Genomic DNA, 17979 nt, shown 5'->3' on the forward strand with positions numbered 1-17979 from the left:
TGACATGGCCGCGTCGATAGATATTCTGAGCGTTCAGGCGGTAAGTTGTACGCTACAGCAGTCTCCCGTGTTGGAGAACATCTCATTTGCCGTGCGCGATGATGAGACGATCTGCGTGCTGGGTAAAAACGGCTGCGGTAAAACGGCGCTATTACAGGTGATCGCTGGCCTGCTGCCGATTACTCAGGGCAAGATCTTGCTGGAGGGTGAACCCGTCAGCTCACCGCAAGAGTATGTCCTGCCTGAGCTGCGTCAGGTTGGCCTGATTTTTCAGGACTATGCGCTCTTTCCGCATCTGACGGTGGAAGGCAATATTGCGTTTGGTTTATATGGCCGCCCGGAAAGCGAGGTGAAACCAATCTGTGCGGAGATGCTGACGCTCTTGCAGCTGGATGAGGTTGCCGCACGTTATCCACACGAGCTATCAAATGAACAGCAGCAGCGTTTGGCGATTGCCCGCGCGCTGGCCTGTGAGCCGAAACTGCTGTTGCTGGATGAACCATTTCCCGGACTGGACAGCCAGACCCGTTATCGCCTGATCACCGAATTGCGGCAGGTTCTCAAACAGCGTCATGTTGCGGCGGTTTTCGCTACGCACAGCCGGGAGGAAGCCTTTGCCTGCGCCGACCATCTGATTCTGCTGGATGAAGGGAAGATTATGCAGCAGGGCTATCCATCCGAGCTGTACCATCGCCCGAATAGCCGCTTTGTGGCTGATTTTATGGGGAATACGAACTATTTGCCTGTGAAAATCATGAGCGACCATCAATGGCAAAGCCCATTGGGCGATCACCATGCGGCACATCCGCTCAATCAACCGATCGATTCACAGTGCGACTGGATGGTACGACCGGCAGACGTGGCGCTGGCACTCGATCCCGATGGCCCGGCATCGATCGAAGATCGGCTGTTTATGGGCACGTCAAACTTGTATCGGGTGAAGCTGGGAGAACTGATGCTGTTGGTGCAGACCGGCAACTGGTTTGAACCAGGGCAGCAGATACGGTTAAGCATTAAGACGGATCCACCGGTCTTGTATCCTGCTTTACCCGCCGCCAGCATTCCGGCTGACGGCCCTGAAAAGCAATGATTACGCCTCGTGCAGGTCTGCTGCTGGCATGAGCCACGTGCTATTGTGCTTTTCAAACCCTAATTTCGGGTAGTAATCCACCGCCAGCGGCGCGGCCAGCAAAATGATTTTGCAGCCTTTTTCAAGCTGCTGAGCGGTTTGTTGAATCAGTTTTTTGCCTATTCCCGCATGCTGACAGTCCTCTGACACCGCCAGATCGGACAGATAGCAGCAAAAATGAAAATCCGTCACGCTGCGCGCAATACCCACCAGCGTCTCCCCTTGCCATGCGGAAACCAGCAGATTGGCATGCTTAAGCATACCCGCAATCGCCGTCTCATCATCCAGCGGACGACGTGGCCCCAATGAGGTTTTTGCCAACAGCTCAACGAACTGCTGGCTGGAAAGCGGGGCGTTCACTTTGTAGCAAACATCCACTGGTGGTGTGCTCATGATGTCTCCTTCATGGTGTGGTTTCTGATATACTTCGCGCGCCTGGGCATTGCCCAGACTGATTTAAACATCAGCATTGGCGCATCATCGATAATGAGTCTGTCATTCTGCCGATGGTGCTGAATACCTTACTTCAAAGAGTTATCAGTATGATGAAACATACCGTGGAAGTCATGATTTCTGAGCAGGAAGTGATGGCGCGGGTTACCGAACTGGGGCAACAGATCAGCGAACACTACCGTGATAGCGGCAGCGATATGGTGCTGGTGGGACTATTACGCGGATCGTTTATCTTTATGGCCGATTTATGCCGGGCGATCGACGTTCCTCATGAAGTGGATTTCATGACGGCATCCAGCTATGGCAGCGGTATGAACAGTACGCGCGATGTGAAGATCCTGAAAGATCTGGATGAGGATATCCGCGGTAAAGACGTGTTGATCGTTGAAGACATTATCGATTCAGGCAATACGCTGAGCAAAGTGCGGGAAATTCTGCAATTGCGTGAGCCGAAATCACTGGCTATCTGTACGCTGCTGGACAAACCAGAGCGCCGTGAAGTGGCGGTAAAAGTCGAGTGGGTTGGATTCTCGATTCCTGATGAGTTCGTTGTGGGTTACGGCATCGACTATGCCCAGCACTATCGCCACTTACCTTACGTCGGCAAGGTTGTTCCGCAGGAATAATGGCAAGATAAGGCCGATGCCGTGAGTGACGCCCAGCGAATGGGCGTCAGGCAGTGAATCAAGGCAGAGAGGAAATCGCGCGGCGATAACGCTGTTCCAGCGTCTCCCGGTTGGTCGCTGTCACTTCCAGATCGCGCAGACGGCCATCCTGAATACCGTACACCCAACCGTGGATCGTGACTTTCTGTCCACGCTTCCATGCGGACTGCATGATAGTGGAGTGGCCGAGGTTATATACCTGCTCGACAACGTTGATTTCACAAAGCGTGTTCAGGCGCTGTTCGGGAGGCAATTCCCCCAGCAGCGAACTATGCTTGTACCACAAATCACGGATATGCAGCAGCCAGTTGTTAATCAAACCCAATTCCGGGTTTTCCACCGCCGCCTGAACACCGCCACAGCCGTAGTGGCCGCAGATGATGATGTGTTCGACTTCGAGAACTTCGACGGCATATTGCACGACAGACAGGCAATTGAGGTCGGTGTGAATAACCAGGTTGGCGACATTGCGGTGAACAAACAGTTCACCAGGCTCAAGGCTGGTCAGACTTTCCGCAGGTACGCGACTGTCCGAGCATCCAATCCATAGAAAACGGGGTCGTTGTGCCTGCGCCAGACGTTCAAAGTAGCCAGGATCCTCTTCCACCATCGTTTTAGACCAAAGCTGGTTGTTCGCGATGAGCGTTTCAATTTCTTTCATGAAAGTAAATGACCTGTAACAAACAAGGGGCAGTGAGGAGTAATATAAGGCAACATGCGTCGTTTGAAAAACGATAGTTTATACTCGTCATACTTCAAGTTGCATGTACGTTGGCTGCGTTCACTCACCCGAATCACTTACCTGAGTAAGCTCATCGGGATGAAATGAGAGACATCCTGTCTCTCACCGGAGGCCAGCCGTTGGCTGGTCAAATTCGTTCCCGACGAATTTGTCCTTCTCTTGCCGCGTTACGATGCTCATGGTTGAGCATCGCCCTAAAGGGCTAACGCTTCGCGTTGTTCAAAACGTTAACGTTTTGTCCTGAAACTTGAATTATTTAGAGTATTTATTTGTCACACTTCGAACCTGTAGAACTCACTGATAATAAGGCAATCCATTTCTTATGACATATGCACTGGAACTGGCGCAATTAACCAAAACCTATCCGGGAGGCGTCAAGGCGTTACGGGGGATCGACCTGAACGTGGAAGCGGGGGATTTCTACGCGCTGCTGGGGCCGAATGGCGCGGGAAAATCCACCACGATTGGGATTATCAGCTCGCTGGTGAACAAAACCGCCGGTAAAGTTCGCGTCTTCGGCTATGACCTTGAGCTGGATAAAGTGAATGCGAAACGCCAGCTAGGGCTGGTCCCGCAGGAATTTAACTTCAATCCTTTCGAGACGGTATTACAGATTGTGGTTAACCAGGCGGGCTACTATGGCGTGAAACGTCAGGATGCCTTGCAGCGTGCGGAAAAATACCTGAAACAGCTCGATCTGTGGGAGAAACGCAACGAAAAAGCGATGATGTTGTCCGGTGGGATGAAGCGTCGCCTGATGATTGCGCGTGCGTTAATGCATGAACCTAAGCTGCTGATTCTTGATGAACCGACCGCCGGTGTGGATATCGAGTTACGCCGTTCCATGTGGGGTTTCTTGAAGGAGCTGAACGCGCAGGGCACCACGATTATCCTGACGACGCACTATCTGGAAGAAGCAGAAATGCTGTGCCGCAACATCGGGATCATCCAGCGGGGAGAGCTGGTGGAAAATACCTCAATGAAGCAGCTGCTTGCCAAGCTGAAATCAGAAACGTTTATTTTCGATCTGGCGGCGAAAAGCCCGCTACCGCAGCTTGAAGGCTACGCGTTCCGCCTGACGGACACGTCAACGCTGGAAGTGGATGTGATGCGCGAGCAAGGCATGAATGCGCTATTCAGCCAGCTAAATGCACAGGGGATAACGATATTAAGTATGCGTAATAAAGCGAATCGGTTGGAAGAGCTGTTTGTCACGCTGGTGAATGGGACAGGCGGTAAGGGAGAAAAAGCATGATGCATTTATATTGGGTGGCGCTACAGAGTATCTGGGTGAAAGAAGTCACTCGATTTGGGCGTATCTGGATTCAGACGCTGGTGCCGCCAGTGATCACCATGACGCTGTATTTTATTATTTTCGGTAACCTGATTGGCTCGCGTATCGGTGAAATGCACGGTTTTACCTACATGCAGTTTATCGTGCCGGGTTTGATCATGATGGCGGTGATCACCAACGCGTATGCCAACGTAGCCTCTTCCTTCTTCAGCGCCAAGTTTCAACGCAATATTGAGGAACTGCTGGTTGCGCCAGTACCGACTCACGTGATCATCGCAGGCTATGTTGGCGGTGGTATCGCACGCGGCCTGTGTGTGGGGGTGCTGGTAACGGCAATATCGCTGTTCTTTGTTCCGCTTCATGTTCATGCCTGGTGGGTCATTGTTCTGACGCTATTGCTGACGGCAATGCTGTTCTCTCTGGCGGGGCTGTTGAATGCGGTGTTTGCGAAAACCTTTGATGATATCAGTCTGATTCCGACGTTTGTGTTAACGCCGTTGACCTATCTGGGCGGAGTCTTTTACTCACTGACGCTGCTGCCGCCGTTCTGGCAGGCGGTGTCTAAACTGAACCCGGTGGTGTACATGATCAGTGGCTTCCGCTACGGTTTTCTCGGAATTCAGGACGTGCCGCTGCTGTTTACGATGTCAGTGCTGATTGCCTTTATCGTGGTGTTTTATCTGTTGGTCTGGTGGCTGATTGAACGCGGACGCGGGCTGCGGACATAGTTGGTAAATGAGAAGGCGGTGGTAACACCGCCTTTTGCTTATCTAAAGCGATCAGGCAACCTGAACCGGAATCGCTTTGGCCTGACGTTGCAGCTCGTTATCGCCAGAGAAATAGGCAACCTTAGGGTTGTGACTTCTGGCTTGCTCGTCGGACATTTGTACGTAGGAACAGATAATCAGTTTGTCGCCCACGCAGGCGCAGCGAGCGGCGGCACCGTTTACGGAGATAATGCGTGAACCTCTTTCGCCTGCAATGGCGTAAGTAGAGAAACGCTGACCGTTATCAACGTTGTAGATATCAATCGCTTCGTATTCCAGAATGCCAGCGGCATCCATAAAATCCTGATCGATGGCGCAAGAGCCTTCATAATGCAAGTCAGCCTGAGTCACTTTGACCCGGTGCAGCTTGCCTTGCAGCATGGTACGTATCATCGCTTTGTTACCTCGGTTCATACAGTCAAATCGACCTGGTGGTTATCAATCAATCTGGCCTTGCCTAACCAGGCAGCCATCAAAATCACTGCACGCGTGCTGGCAGCGTTCAGCGGTTGTAGCGTATCAGCATCGCGGATAAACAGTTCATCAGGCGTAAAGCCCGCTTCGCGTAACTGCTCTGCCGTTTGTTCCAGCAATGTGTCTATCTGGCGATCGCCGTTGTCCAACTGCGCGGAAAGCGCCATCATGAGCTGATAAAGTGTTGGTGCCAGTTGGCGTTCTTCAGCACTGAGGTAGCCATTACGCGAACTCAATGCCAAACCGTCGTTGGCACGCACGATAGGGACGCCGATGATATCAATGTCATAGCCCATATCGCGGACAAGCTGCCGAATCAGCGCTAGCTGCTGGTAATCTTTCTCACCGAAGCAGGCGACATCCGGCTGTACCAGATTGAACAGCTTACTGACGATGGTGGCTACACCCCGGAAATGGCCGGGACGGCTGGCGCCTTCCAGCATGGAAGACAGGCCGGGCACATCGACAAACGTTTGCGACTCCAGCCCATTGGGGTATATCACATCCGGGCTCGGTGCGAAAACCAGATCGGCACCGCGGCGATTCAATTTCTCGCAGTCTTCCTGCAATGTCCGAGGGTAGCGGGCTAAATCATCTGGCCGCTCAAACTGCATGGGATTGACAAAAACGCTGACAATAACGATATCGGCGCGAGCCTTGGCTTCATCGACCAGCGTCATGTGTCCGTCATGCAAGTTACCCATAGTGGGAACCAAAGCAATGCGTTTCCCTTCCTGACGCCAGCGGCGGACTTCGCGGCGCAGCAGCAGAGGGGTTTCGATAATTAACACACTCGTACTCCTAAAAAATATACCCGTCATACTTCAAGCTGCATGTGCGTTGGCTACGATACTCGGCCCACTTGCGTGGACCTCGCCCCGTAGGGGCCGCTGCAAGCAGCGTTCAAATCTGCCTGTGGCAGATTTGTCAGTCACCCGAATCACTTACTCAAGTAAGCTCATCGGGATTCTTTCTCTTGCCGCGTTACGAGGCCCATAAATGAGCCTCGCCCTAAAGGGGCCAACGCTTTGCGTTGTTCAAAACGTTAACGTTTTGTCCTGCAACTCGAATTATTTAGGGTATAAGCCCGATTAACGGAATGCTCGTTTTTTAATGAAATGACTGTTCTTAATGAAACGAGTGCTCTTCGGCCGGATAGATACCCTGTTCGACTTCTTGTGCATACAAACGTACTGCCGCGCGGATATCGCCCCCGCTTTGTGCCAGAAAGTTCTTGGCGAACTTAGGCGTGTTGTCACCAGTAATGCCGAAAGCATCATGCATGACCAGAATCTGTCCGTCGGTAACGTTGCCTGCGCCAATGCCGATCACCGGAATCGACAGCGCGTCCGTTACGCGTTTAGCCAGTGCGACAGGGACGCATTCCAGCACGAGCAGCTGCGCACCGGCTTCTTCAAGCGCGAGGGCATCAGCCAGCAGTTGATTGGCATCGCTTTCGCTCCGCCCCTGAATTTTATAGCCGCCGAAGATGTTAACGGACTGCGGCGTCAGACCCAAATGACCGCAAACTGGCACGGCGCGTTCGGTCAGCATTTTTACCGTTGGGGCAAGCCAGCTTCCGCCTTCCAATTTCACCATATTTGCGCCTGCGCGCATCAGTTCTGCGGCTTGGCTGAAGGTTTGTTCCGGCGTGGCATAGGTCATAAAAGGCATATCGGAGAGAACCAACGCCAGCGGTGCGCCACGGCGAACACACTGTGTGTGGTAAACGATGTCGTTGGTGGTCACGGGTAAGGTGGAATCGTGACCTTGCACGGTCATTCCCAATGAGTCACCCACCAGCATCACGCGGATGCCTTGTTCGAAAAATAGGCGAGAGAAGCTGGCGTCGTAAGCGGTAATCGTAGCGAATTTTCGCTGCTCTTGTTTCCATTGGCGCAAATGGGAGATAGTCGTCGGTTTCATGACGGTATTCCTATGTCAATAGGGCGAAGAATTGAGGGGGACATTCTAATGTAAGCCGACGTGTAGCGATATACCCGTCGCGCTTCAAGTTACAGATGTGATGGCTATGGGGAACCGAATGTTCCGGTCGGCTTCTCGTCATCCCACTCTTTATTGTCCCATAAGGTCAGACCGTTGCGGTCGACATGGGTTAATCGTTGGGTGAGTGTTTCACCGTCGGGGAATGTCAGTTCAGGGGTGATTTCCGCGAGCGGATAGAGCATGAATTCACGATTCTTCATGTCGTAATGCGGCACGGTCAAACGTTCAGTCTGGATGACGACATCGCCGAACAGCAGAATATCCAGATCCAACGTGCGCGGGCCCCAGCGATGTTCCTTGCGTTCGCGACCTTGTTCCAGCTCGATAGCCTGTGTGTGATCCAGCAGCGATTCGGCCGCTAATGCGGTTTCCAGTTCAACGACGGCGTTGAGATAGTCTGGCTGATCCTGCGGGCCGAGCGGGCGGCTACGGTAAAACGAGGAGCAGTGAACGACGCTGGTTTGTGGAATCGCATCCAGCGCAGCCAGTGCAGCGCGTACCTGTTGCAAAGGCTGGGCAAGGTTGCTGCCCAGCGCCAGATACACTCGTGCCATCAGGCTTGATCCCTGCGTGTCGTAGTCGGTTTACGCGACCGGCGAGGGCGGGAGCGTCGGTGTGGCGTCGGGCCATCATCCAACGATTTCAGCATGTTTTGCTGACGCGGCGGTGCGGCAACCTGGAATTCTCCCCACCACTGAGCCAGGCGCAGCAGCTCCTGATGATTTTCGATTTCGGCACGCAGGCAAAGCAGGTCATACGCGGCACGGAATTTAGGGTGTTCCATCAGCTTATAAGCACGTTTACCCTGACGACGCGACAGACGCGTTTGCAACTGCCAAATATCACGAACTAAAGACGTAATGCGCTTAGGAATTGCCAGAGAACGGCACTGTTCATCCAGTACATCGTTCATCGCTAGCGAGAAGGCATCGAAGTAAGCCAGACCACTTTCCTGAGCCAGCTTTTGCGCATGCTCAACCAGCGGATACCACAGCATGGCGGAAAATAAAAATGCTGGATTGACCCGCATGTCATTTTGCAGGCGCTGATCGGTGTTTTTCAGCACCTGTGCAACCATACGCTCCAGCGTGGAATCGCCGTTTGGTGTGAAGTAGCGGCTCAGCAGCGGGAAAAGCGGCTGGAACAGCTGGTATTCACACAGCATTTTATAGGTTGGATAGCCATACCCTGATTGAAGCAGCTTCAGCGACTCTTCAAACATGCGCGCCGCAGGAATATCGTGCAGCAATGAGGCCAGACGAGGAATCGGTTCGGCGGTTTCCGGGCTGACTGTCATGTTCAGCTTGGCGGCGAAACGGACGGCGCGCAGCATACGCACCGGGTCTTCACGGTAGCGCGTTTCGGGATCGCCAATCATACGGATGACGCCCTGACGCAGGTCGTTCAGACCACCGGTGTAGTCACGAACGCTGAAATCAGAAATGCTGTAATAGAGGCTATTGATCGAAAAATCGCGGCGCTGGGCGTCTTCTTCAACCGAGCCGAAAATATTGTCGCGCAGCAGCATACCGCTCTGGGCCTGCTGAGAAGAATTCTTGGTTTCCTGCTGTTCCTGATGCTGATCGTGGTGACCACGGAACGTGGCAACTTCAATCACCTCTGGCCCGAACATAATGTGGGCGAGACGGAAACGACGTCCAACCAAACGACAGTTGCGGAACAACTTGCGCACCTGATCGGGCGTGGCGTTAGTGGTGATATCAAAATCCTTCGGCTTTTTGCCCAGCAGCAGATCGCGTACGCCGCCGCCAACCAGATAAGCCTCGTAGCCCGCTTTGTTCAGGCGATAAAGTACTTTCAGCGCGTTATCGCTGATGTCGCTGCGTGAAATAGTGTGTTGGTCACGCGGAATCACCGTCAGATGCTGATGTGGTTCCTCTGATTCGACCATTTCGTTCTCACGATTCAGTACTTTACGGCAAAAATTAGCAACTCGGGAAAAGATAATACACCTCGATAGTGATGGATAAATCAACGGCACAGCAAAAAACGTCCGGGAGACATTTTTGACATCGCCCCGGCGATGGCCTGCAAAGGTGACGGCTAAGGATGGCGCGTCACTAAAAATAGCGGCTAATCATAGCTCACCAATGCCCCTTTGAGAATGCTGATGTGATCGCGGACGCGTTTATTGCCGCTTGCAACGGAACGATATCAAGCGACCAGTGCGCGACAGACCATGCCAGAAGTGCGGAAAGCGTCATATCCTGACTGTTTTCCGGCAGCGGTTGATTCAAAAATTGCAGTGCGGCAAGCAGCACGGGACGCGGATCGCTGTTCGGCAGGGCCGGTGCATGATTCTGTTTGGACAGTTTATTTCCCTCTGTATTCAGCACCAGCGGCAGATGAACATAGGTAGGGATCGCGTAGCCCAGCTTCTGATAAAGCGAAATTTGCCGAACGGTCGGCTCAATAAGATCGGCGCCGCGCACGATCTCCGTAACCCCCTGATCGTTATCGTCGATCACGACGGCCAGATTATAGGCAAACAGCCCGTCACGGCGGTGGATAATAAAATCTTCCTGCGCGAGCGCCGTGTCGGCATACAGTTCGCCACGCAGCCTATCGTGAAAGTGAAATACTGGCGTTGTCTGGCGCAGGCGTAGCGCGGCGTTGTCGGCAGGCAGGTTACGCGTTCGGCAATGGCCGTCATAGTGCCCGCCTAGCTGCTGAATACGGCTACGCGTACAGGTGCAGTAATAACTCATTCCCTGCTGTTGCAACTGCTGAAGAATCTCACGGTAACGTGCATGGCGCTGTGACTGATAAATCACCTCGCCATCCCAATACAGGCCGTAGTGTTCTAACTGGGCAAGGATACGGGAGGCTGCGCCGGGAATTTCTCGTGGTGGGTCGATGTCTTCAATGCGTACCAGCCAGCGCCCTTGTTGGGAACGAGCTTGCAGATAACTACCCAGTGCGGCAATCAGTGAACCAAAATGCAGGTCACCAGAAGGAGAGGGCGCAAAACGCCCGACATAGCGGTCGGTTTCAGTAAAGGGATTCACTTCAGGAGAAGGGTTAGTTTCGGTAAAACGACTTTTTTGTGTAAAACAAACTGTTCCAGACATAGGGGGTCAGTGCTATCTCGTCAGCGTTTTATCCAGACAGAAGATAGCGTGATGAACATCATTATTCATCAGCGGTAGAGTGCCTGGAGTCGGCCCCTGCGACGGGCAGGAGCCGATTCTGAGCAGGAAAATTAGCCTGCCATTTGCTTTTCGCGTATTTCTGCCAGTGTTTTGCAGTCAATACACAGATCGGCAGTCGGACGTGCTTCCAGACGGCGGATGCCAATCTCGACGCCACAGGATTCACAGAATCCGAAATCCTCATCTTCGATTTTTACCAGCGTTTTGGCGATTTTCTTGATCAGCTTGCGCTCACGGTCACGGTTACGCAGTTCGAGACTGAACTCTTCTTCCTGCGCTGCGCGATCCACGGGATCGGGAAAATTAGCGGCTTCATCGCGCATGTGCGATACCGTACGATCCACTTCATCCATGAGTTGGTTGCGCCATGCTTCAAGAATACGCTTGAAATGAGCCAGCTGAGCGTCGTTCATATACTCTTCGCCCGGCTTCTCCTGGTACGGCTCTACTCCGGCAATTGCGAGAATGCTCAGAGAAGATGTCTTACGGTTTTGCCCTTCTTGCATGTTGCTTCTCCTACATAACACGACACGCATAATACCCTTTTATGCAGTGAAATTGCGGCGTTGTTGGCCATAACTTCAGCTATCTGGGTATATCGGCCCCCAAAGGGGGGAAAAAACAGGCCGCTATAAATAGCAGATGAAGATGGGGTTGGCAATGCTTCCTGACACCGGCCTGATAAAGTGTGAGGAACAACCTGCTTACATTAAATAATAAACAATGTGTTACGCCTTTGATGGTGCGTTCGGCGTGTTATGCAATGCTTGTTCGTCATCCCAACAACGGTAGCTTATGCGTCAATTTAATACCGTCAGGGCATAATGTGGAGCCGTAACATAAAATTTCAACCCCTGCCCGTTGTGCTTCTGTAAATAATTCTGCATAGCGTGCATCAATATGCCGGGCGGGAGAAACCTGTTGGATTCCTGAATGGAGCACGGCGAAAAACAGCACTGCGCGTTTTCCATTGGAAACCATCTGTTGCAGTTCACGCAGATGCTTTTGCCCTCTGAGCGTCACTGCATCGGGAAAGTAACCACATTCATGTTGCAATAATGTGACAGATTTCACCTCAATATAGCAGTCAATCCTGTCTGGCGCCTGCAAAAGCAGGTCGACTCGGCTATTTTCCGTACCGTATCTCACTTCTTTTTTTACGTCCGAATAGCCCGACAGCTCTTCTATGCGATTCTCCAATAAGGCTTCGTACAATAATGTGTTGGCACGCAGAGTATTGACACAAATCCAGTGATTTTGTTGCGTTTCAGTCAGTTCCCAGCTCTGGGCATACTTGCGCTTGGGATTATCGGATGTGGAGTACCAGACGGTATCACCGGGCGTTGCGCAGCCTGTCATCGCGCCGGTATTGGCACAGTGCAGCGTGAGTGTCTCGCCTTCCGGGGTCACGACATCGGCCAAAAAGCGTTTGTAACGTTTAATCAACCGGGCAGGTTGTAAACGTGGGGTATAGTCCATGCGTATCCTATTCTATTGTTTATCCGCGTGGTCTCTTATTGAATAAATGACCAGCTTTCTAACTGTTGATAGCGGGTTTTGCCATTGTCGAAAAGTGATTCGTAAAGCGAAAATTGCGTCATGTCGACCTGCCAACTGAAGGTGGCGGGGGGAATCGCAACGGGACGAGTCGCGCCGCGCAATAGCGTAATGTGTGGATGAAAAGGTAATGCCGTTTGATAACAGCCGTTGCGTGCTGCCTGAGAGCGCAGCAGTTCCGCGAGCTGTAGCAGCCCACGCGGTGCACGGCGGCAGCCCAGCCAGACCACGCCGGGACGCGGCCAGTGTCCGGCGTCATCCAGCGTAAGGGAAAAGGCGGGCTGACGGATGCGGCCCGCCAATGTCTGTAAGGCCTGCGCTTTTTGTTCACTCACGTCACCCAAAAAAGCCAGCGTCAGATGAAGGTTGGCCGCCGCGACCGGACGACCCGCTTCCGGGGCGAAGCGCTCAGCACGCCAGCGGATAATCTCTTGCTGTGTGGTTTCCGGCAGTGATAGGGCAAAAAACAGGCGGCGGGGGGCTGACATGGCGATCTCTCTGTTCTGATTCCATCCGATGCTACATTCATCATGATGCTACAATGCTCGTCGCTGAAAGTTAACTTTATACGGAGATGTCTGTGATTTTACCGCCCGTCAGCGCCGTGCTGGATGATGTCATAACGGCGCTACATACCGCGCCTCAGGTGCTGCTTAATGCCCCAACAGGGGCGGGAAAATCGACCTGGCTGCCGTTGCAATTGCTGCAACAGGGTAATTTAAACGGGCGCATCATCATGCTGGAGCCGCGTCGTCTGGCGGCGAAGAGCGTAGCCTGGCGGTTGGCGCAGCAACTCGGTGAGGAACCGGGACAGACGATAGGTTATCGCATGCGGTCAGAAAGCCGCGTGAGTGACGCAACGAAGCTAGAAGTCGTCACCGAAGGGATGCTGACCCGTCTGTTACAACAGGATGCGGAGCTGCAAGGCGTGGCGCTGATTATCCTCGATGAGTTTCATGAACGCAGCGTGCAGGCTGATTTGGCACTGGCGCTGCTGCTTGATGTGCAGCAAGGGCTACGTGACGATTTAAAACTGCTGATTATGTCCGCGACGCTCGACAATGCGCGGCTGGCGGCGCGGCTGCCGGAAGCCGCCTGCGTGGTTTCCGAAGGTCGCAGCTATCCGGTTGAGCGCTGTTATGTGCCGCTGAATAATCAGGAGCGATTGGAAGAGGGCGTTGCGCGACAGGTGCGACGTTTGCTCAGTGAAGAAGACGGTTCGCTGCTGCTGTTTTTGCCCGGCGTCGCGGAGATTCGCCGTGTGCAGGCGCTGCTGGAAAATAGCGTGTCGGGCGAGACGGATCTCTGCCCGTTATACGGCGCATTGACGCTGGCAGAACAGCAAAAGGCGATTCTGCCTGCTGAACCCGGTCGTCGTAAGGTAGTGTTAGCCACCAATATTGCTGAAACGAGCCTGACGATTGAAGGCATCCGGCTGGTGATGGATAGCGGTCTTGAACGAGTCGCCAGCTTTGATGTGAAAAGCGGCATCACCCGACTGGTGACACAGCGAATCAGTCAGGCGTCGATGGTGCAGCGCGCCGGACGAGCCGGGCGCTTAAGCCCCGGAATTTGTTGGCATCTGTGCTCGCGTGAACAGGCAGAACGCGCAGCGGCGCAAAGCGAAGCTGAGATACTGAACAGCGATTTAAGCAGCGTCTGGCTGGACTTATTACAGTGGGGCTGTACCGATGTGGCGCAGTTAACCTGGCTGGATACGCCACCTGCCCCCGCGCTGTATGCCGCACGCCAGCTACTGCGCCAGCTTGGCATTACCGATGAACAGGATCGGTTGACCGCAGAGGGGCGCAAGATCGCCGCGCTAGGCAGCGATGCCCGTTTGGCGACGATGTTATATGCCGCGTCACAGCAAAATTCAGATGCGTTGGCGACCGCCGGATGTCTGGCGGCGATCCTCGAAGAGCCGCCGCGTAGCGGGTCGATTAATCTGGCCGACTGGCTGCATCGCCCATTGCCGCACTGGCTGCGGCGGGCAAAACAGCTGACACGCCGTTTATCGACGGCTTCGGGGCGTATTGACAGCGGAGAAGCCGACTGGCTGCTGGCACAGGCTTTTCCCGATCGCATCGCCCGGCGGCGCAGTCAGGATGGGCGCTACCAGCTTGCTAACGGCAGCGGTGCGATGATGTCGGCTGATGAAGCGCTGTCAGGTACGGAGTGGTTGCTGGCTCCGGCACTGCTGCAAAACGATCGATCAGCACAAAACAATCAGAACGGAGATGCGCGGATCCTGCTGGCGTTGCCGCTGGATATTGAACGGCTGGAACGGCGGCTACCCGGATTAATAAATGAGCGTAACGTGGTGCACTGGGACGAAGAAAAGGGTACTCTGCGCGCCAGCCAGCGTGACCAGATAGGCTGCCTGACGCTACGAACGCGCCCGTTGAATAAGCCTTCCGATGAAGCTCTACAGCAGGCGCTGTTATCCTGGGTTCGGGAGCAGGGGATTGAGGCATTAAACTGGGACGCTGCGGCGTTACAGCTCCGCGCCCGGCTACAGTGCGCTCGCCAGTGGCTGCCTGAGGTTGACTGGCCGCTGGTGGATGACGATACGCTGCTGGCAACGCTGGAAATCTGGCTACAGCCATCACTGTCCGGCGTGCGTGATTTACGGGCGCTGCACCAGATTAATTTGAGCGATGCGCTGCTGCGACTGTTGGACTGGTCGCTGCGCCAGCGGCTGGATAGCGCGCTGCCCACGCACTATACAGCACCCGGCGGCAGTCGCTTGCCTATCGCCTATTATGACGATAAACCCCCGGTGCTGTCGGTGCGGATGCAGGAAATGTTCGGTGAGCAGCAGAGTCCGCTGCTGGCAGAGGGGCGTGTGGCGCTGGTATTGGAACTTTTATCGCCAGCTCAGCGTCCACTACAAATTACGCGGGATTTAGCGGCATTCTGGCAAGGCGCTTACCGCGAGGTGCAAAAAGAGATGAAGGGGCGTTACCCCAAGCATGTCTGGCCGGACGATCCGGCGAATACGGCTCCGACGAGACGTACCAAGAAATATCAGAATCACTAATTTCAGACGTTTCCGCTTTCCCAAAAAAGGGGCTGGAAACAGAGTAGGCGGCTTGAGCGCAGAGCAGATAGCCGTGAACAACCTGATGGAGAAGTTATTGTAATGTCTCGGGATGACCGCGAACCTATCGGACGTAAAGGGAAAGCGCCAAAACGTAAGCCTGAACGCAAACAGGCCATACGACGTCGCAGGGATGACGACTATGATGATGATGACTACGATGATTATCAGGACGACTATGACGACGATGATGATTACGATGGCGATGATACGATGACGCGTAAATCGCAGAGAAAACGGCGCTGGCTGGGGCTGGCTATCAAGCTGTTCCTGATCTTTGCCGTTGCGATGGCGATCTATGGCGTGTACCTCGACAGCCAGATCCGCAGCCGTATTGAAGGCAAAGTCTGGCAACTGCCTGCCGCGGTTTATGGCCGTATGGTCAACCTTGAGCCGGGTATGGCCTATAGCCAGAAAGAGATGATCAGCCTGCTGGAAGGTATGCAGTACCGTCAGGTGAGCCGTATTACCCGTCCGGGTGAATTCAGCGTGCGTGGCAACAGCATCGACATGCTGCGTCGGCCTTTTGATTTCCCTGATGGGAAAGAAGGGCAGATTCAGGCGCGTCTGACGTTTGCCAACGATCGCCTGTCGCAGATCCAGAATCTGGACAACCAGCGCAACTTCGGCTTTTTCCGTCTCGATCCGAAACTGATCACCATGATGCAATCGCCGAATGGCGAACAGCGCTTATTCGTGCCGCGTTCCGGTTTCCCCGATCTGCTTGTTGATACGCTGGTTGCGACCGAAGACCGTCACTTTTATGAACACGATGGCATCAGCCTGTACTCCATTGGCCGTGCGTTTTTAGCCAACATCACAGCGGGACGTGCGGTACAAGGCGGCAGTACGCTGACGCAGCAGTTGGTTAAGAACCTGTTCCTGACTAACGAGCGTTCGCTGTGGCGTAAAGCCAACGAAGCCTATATGGCGCTGATCATGGATTATCGCTACAGCAAGGATCGTATCCTTGAGCTGTATCTCAACGAAGTGTATCTCGGTCAGAGCGGTAACGATCAGATCCGCGGCTTCCCGCTTGCCAGCCTGTATTACTTTGGTCGCCCGGTGAATGAACTGAGCCTCGATCAGCAGGCGCTGCTGGTGGGTATGGTGAAAGGGGCATCGTTGTATAACCCGTGGCGTAACCCGCAGCTTACGTTAGAACGACGCAATCTGGTGCTGCGTCTGTTGCAGAATCAGCAGGTTATTGATGCCGATCTGTACAACATGCTGAGTGCGCGTCCGCTGGGCGTACAGCCGAAAGGCGGTGTCATCAGCCCTCAGCCTGCGTTTATGCAACTGGTGCGTCAGGAACTGCAACAGCGGCTTGGCGACAAGGTTAACGATCTCTCCGGCGTGAAGATCTTTACCACGCTCGATCCGGTCTCGCAGGATGCGGCGGAAAAAGCAGTGGAAGTCGGGGTGCCGGCACTGCGCGCAGGCCGTAACGTCAGCGATCTGGAAGCGGCGATGGTGATTGTCGATCGTTTTAGCGGCGAAGTTCGCGCGATGGTCGGCGGTTCTCAAACGCAGTACGCCGGGTTTAACCGAGCGTTACAGGCGCGTCGTCCCGTCGGATCGCTGGCGAAGCCGCCGACCTACCTGACCGCGCTGAGCCAGCCGGACACCTATCGTCTGAATACCTGGCTGGCGGATGAGCCGCTGTCGATCAAACAGCCGAACGGGCAACTGTGGCAGCCGAAGAACTACGATCGTGAGTTCCGCGGCCGCGTCATGCTGGTTGATGCGCTGGCGAACTCGCTGAACGTCCCGACCGTCAATCTGGGGATGGCCGTGGGGCTGAATCAGATCACGGAAACGTTGAAGCGTTTAGGGATTCCAGAAAACGTGATTCAGCCTGTACCGGCGATGCTGCTGGGGGCGATCAGTCTGACGCCGATGGAAGTGGCGCAGGAATACCAGACGATCGCCAGCGGCGGCAACCGTGCACCGCTTTCCTCACTGCGTTCGGTGATTGCGGAAGATGGTACGGTGCTGTATCAGAGCTTCCCGCAGGCCGAACGGGCGGTTCCGGCGCAGGCGGCCTATCTGACGCTGTATGGTATGCAGCAGGTTGTCGAACGCGGTACGTCGCGTTCGCTGGCGGTGAAATTCCCGAATTATCACCTGGCGGCGAAAACCGGTACCACCAATGACCTGCGTGACAGCTGGTTTGCGGGGATCGACGGTAAAGAAGTGGCGATTAGCTGGGTAGGGCGCGATAACAACGGCCCGGCCAAGCTGACTGGGGCGAACGGTGCGCTGACGATTTATCGTCGCTATCTGGAAAACCAAACGCCGCTGCCGTTAATGCTGACGCCGCCGGAAGGCATCACGACGATGACGGTGGATGCCAGCGGTAACTTCATCTGTAACGGCAGCAGCGCAGGACGTGTATTGCCGGTCTGGACGGATAACCCGCAGGCGCTATGTCAGGCCAGCCAGCCGCAGCCTTCCGCACAGCAGGGACAGCAAGATGGAGAAGGCGTCGCCGACTGGATCAAACAAATGTTTGGTCAATAATCTATCGTTGCTTCAACGGGTTGCCGTCTCTTAGCTATATCTTATGCAGACTGAGAGACGGTTTCGTGCGCTTACAATACGGTTATTTTATG

17 protein-coding genes are annotated in these 17979 nt (G+C 54.1%); 6 read left to right on the forward strand and 11 right to left on the reverse strand.

Translation table 11 applies throughout. The features are described 5' to 3' along the window. The first annotated feature begins 4 nt into the window (after positions 1–4). A complete protein-coding gene (locus R9X49_RS22525) occupies positions 5–1090 on the forward strand; it encodes an ABC transporter ATP-binding protein (protein WP_319850500.1) in 1086 nt (361 codons plus the stop codon). Here the strand turns inward: R9X49_RS22525 and R9X49_RS22530 are convergent, their stop codons facing one another. After that, on the reverse strand, positions 1091–1522 hold the full coding sequence (locus tag R9X49_RS22530) for a GNAT family N-acetyltransferase (RefSeq protein ID WP_095700309.1): 432 nt from the start codon (positions 1520–1522) through the stop codon (positions 1091–1093). A 152-nt stretch (positions 1523–1674) separates the two neighbouring features. Here R9X49_RS22530 and hpt point away from each other — a divergent pair, with 152 nt between their 5' ends. Beyond that, positions 1675–2208 carry a hypoxanthine phosphoribosyltransferase gene (hpt, locus tag R9X49_RS22535; protein ID WP_172644812.1) on the forward strand — a complete coding sequence of 178 codons (534 nt, stop codon included), beginning with the start codon at positions 1675–1677 and terminating at the stop codon, positions 2206–2208. 58 nt (positions 2209–2266) lie between these two features. Here hpt and can read toward each other — a convergent pair whose 3' ends face one another. Next, the gene (gene can, locus R9X49_RS22540) at positions 2267–2908 is read right to left on the reverse strand and encodes a carbonate dehydratase (protein WP_010280785.1); all 642 of its coding nucleotides are present in this window, start codon (positions 2906–2908) and stop codon (positions 2267–2269) included. Between the two features lie 403 nt (positions 2909–3311). Here can and R9X49_RS22545 point away from each other — a divergent pair, with 403 nt between their 5' ends. Both R9X49_RS22545 and R9X49_RS22550 read left to right on the forward strand, forming a co-directional pair. Beyond that, a complete protein-coding gene (locus R9X49_RS22545; RefSeq protein WP_319850501.1) occupies positions 3312–4244 on the forward strand; it encodes an ABC transporter ATP-binding protein in 933 nt (310 codons plus the stop codon). Next, entirely contained in the window at positions 4241–5011 is a 771-nt protein-coding gene (locus R9X49_RS22550) for an ABC transporter permease (RefSeq protein WP_319850502.1), read from the forward strand. Before R9X49_RS22545 ends, R9X49_RS22550 begins: the two co-directional genes overlap by 4 nt. Before the next feature lie 51 nt (positions 5012–5062). Here R9X49_RS22550 and panD read toward each other — a convergent pair whose 3' ends face one another. The 9 genes from panD to thpR form a co-directional block, all read right to left on the reverse strand. Further along, entirely contained in the window at positions 5063–5443 is a 381-nt protein-coding gene (gene panD / locus R9X49_RS22555; RefSeq protein WP_048261641.1) for an aspartate 1-decarboxylase, read from the reverse strand. 17 nt (positions 5444–5460) lie between these two features. Beyond that, positions 5461–6315, reverse strand: coding sequence for a pantoate--beta-alanine ligase (gene panC, locus R9X49_RS22560; protein ID WP_319850503.1), 855 nt, complete (start codon positions 6313–6315; stop codon positions 5461–5463). Between the two features lie 337 nt (positions 6316–6652). Further along, positions 6653–7450, reverse strand: coding sequence for a 3-methyl-2-oxobutanoate hydroxymethyltransferase (panB, locus tag R9X49_RS22565; RefSeq protein ID WP_107168748.1), 798 nt, complete (start codon positions 7448–7450; stop codon positions 6653–6655). Between the two features lie 104 nt (positions 7451–7554). Continuing rightward, positions 7555–8085, reverse strand: a complete 531-nt coding sequence (gene folK / locus R9X49_RS22570) for a 2-amino-4-hydroxy-6-hydroxymethyldihydropteridine diphosphokinase (protein ID WP_319850504.1) — start codon at positions 8083–8085, stop codon at positions 7555–7557. Continuing rightward, positions 8085–9497 carry a polynucleotide adenylyltransferase PcnB gene (gene pcnB, locus R9X49_RS22575; protein WP_319850548.1) on the reverse strand — a complete coding sequence of 471 codons (1413 nt, stop codon included), beginning with the start codon at positions 9495–9497 and terminating at the stop codon, positions 8085–8087. Before pcnB ends, folK begins: the two co-directional genes overlap by 1 nt. 139 nt (positions 9498–9636) lie before the next feature. Continuing rightward, entirely contained in the window at positions 9637–10623 is a 987-nt protein-coding gene (gene gluQRS / locus R9X49_RS22580; protein WP_319850505.1) for a tRNA glutamyl-Q(34) synthetase GluQRS, read from the reverse strand. A gap of 131 nt (positions 10624–10754) precedes the next feature. After that, positions 10755–11210 carry an RNA polymerase-binding protein DksA gene (gene dksA / locus R9X49_RS22585; RefSeq protein WP_005969032.1) on the reverse strand — a complete coding sequence of 152 codons (456 nt, stop codon included), beginning with the start codon at positions 11208–11210 and terminating at the stop codon, positions 10755–10757. 268 nt (positions 11211–11478) lie between these two features. Continuing rightward, on the reverse strand, positions 11479–12183 hold the full coding sequence (sfsA, locus tag R9X49_RS22590) for a DNA/RNA nuclease SfsA (RefSeq protein WP_319850506.1): 705 nt from the start codon (positions 12181–12183) through the stop codon (positions 11479–11481). 35 nt (positions 12184–12218) lie between these two features. Beyond that, entirely contained in the window at positions 12219–12749 is a 531-nt protein-coding gene (gene thpR, locus R9X49_RS22595; protein WP_319850507.1) for an RNA 2',3'-cyclic phosphodiesterase, read from the reverse strand. Positions 12750–12841: 92 nt separating this feature from the next. Between thpR and hrpB the strand changes: the two genes are divergently transcribed. Both hrpB and mrcB read left to right on the forward strand, forming a co-directional pair. After that, complete coding sequence (gene hrpB, locus R9X49_RS22600) at positions 12842–15304, forward strand: ATP-dependent helicase HrpB (protein WP_319850508.1); 2463 nt, start codon at positions 12842–12844, stop codon at positions 15302–15304. Positions 15305–15406: 102 nt separating this feature from the next. Next, positions 15407–17887: a bifunctional glycosyl transferase/transpeptidase gene (mrcB, locus tag R9X49_RS22605; protein ID WP_319850509.1), complete on the forward strand. Its 2481-nt coding sequence runs from the start codon at positions 15407–15409 to the stop codon at positions 17885–17887. Positions 17888–17979: the final 92 nt, after the last annotated feature.

The organism is Pectobacterium carotovorum (genome assembly GCF_033898505.1).
GTDB lineage: Bacteria > Pseudomonadota > Gammaproteobacteria > Enterobacterales > Enterobacteriaceae > Pectobacterium > Pectobacterium carotovorum_J.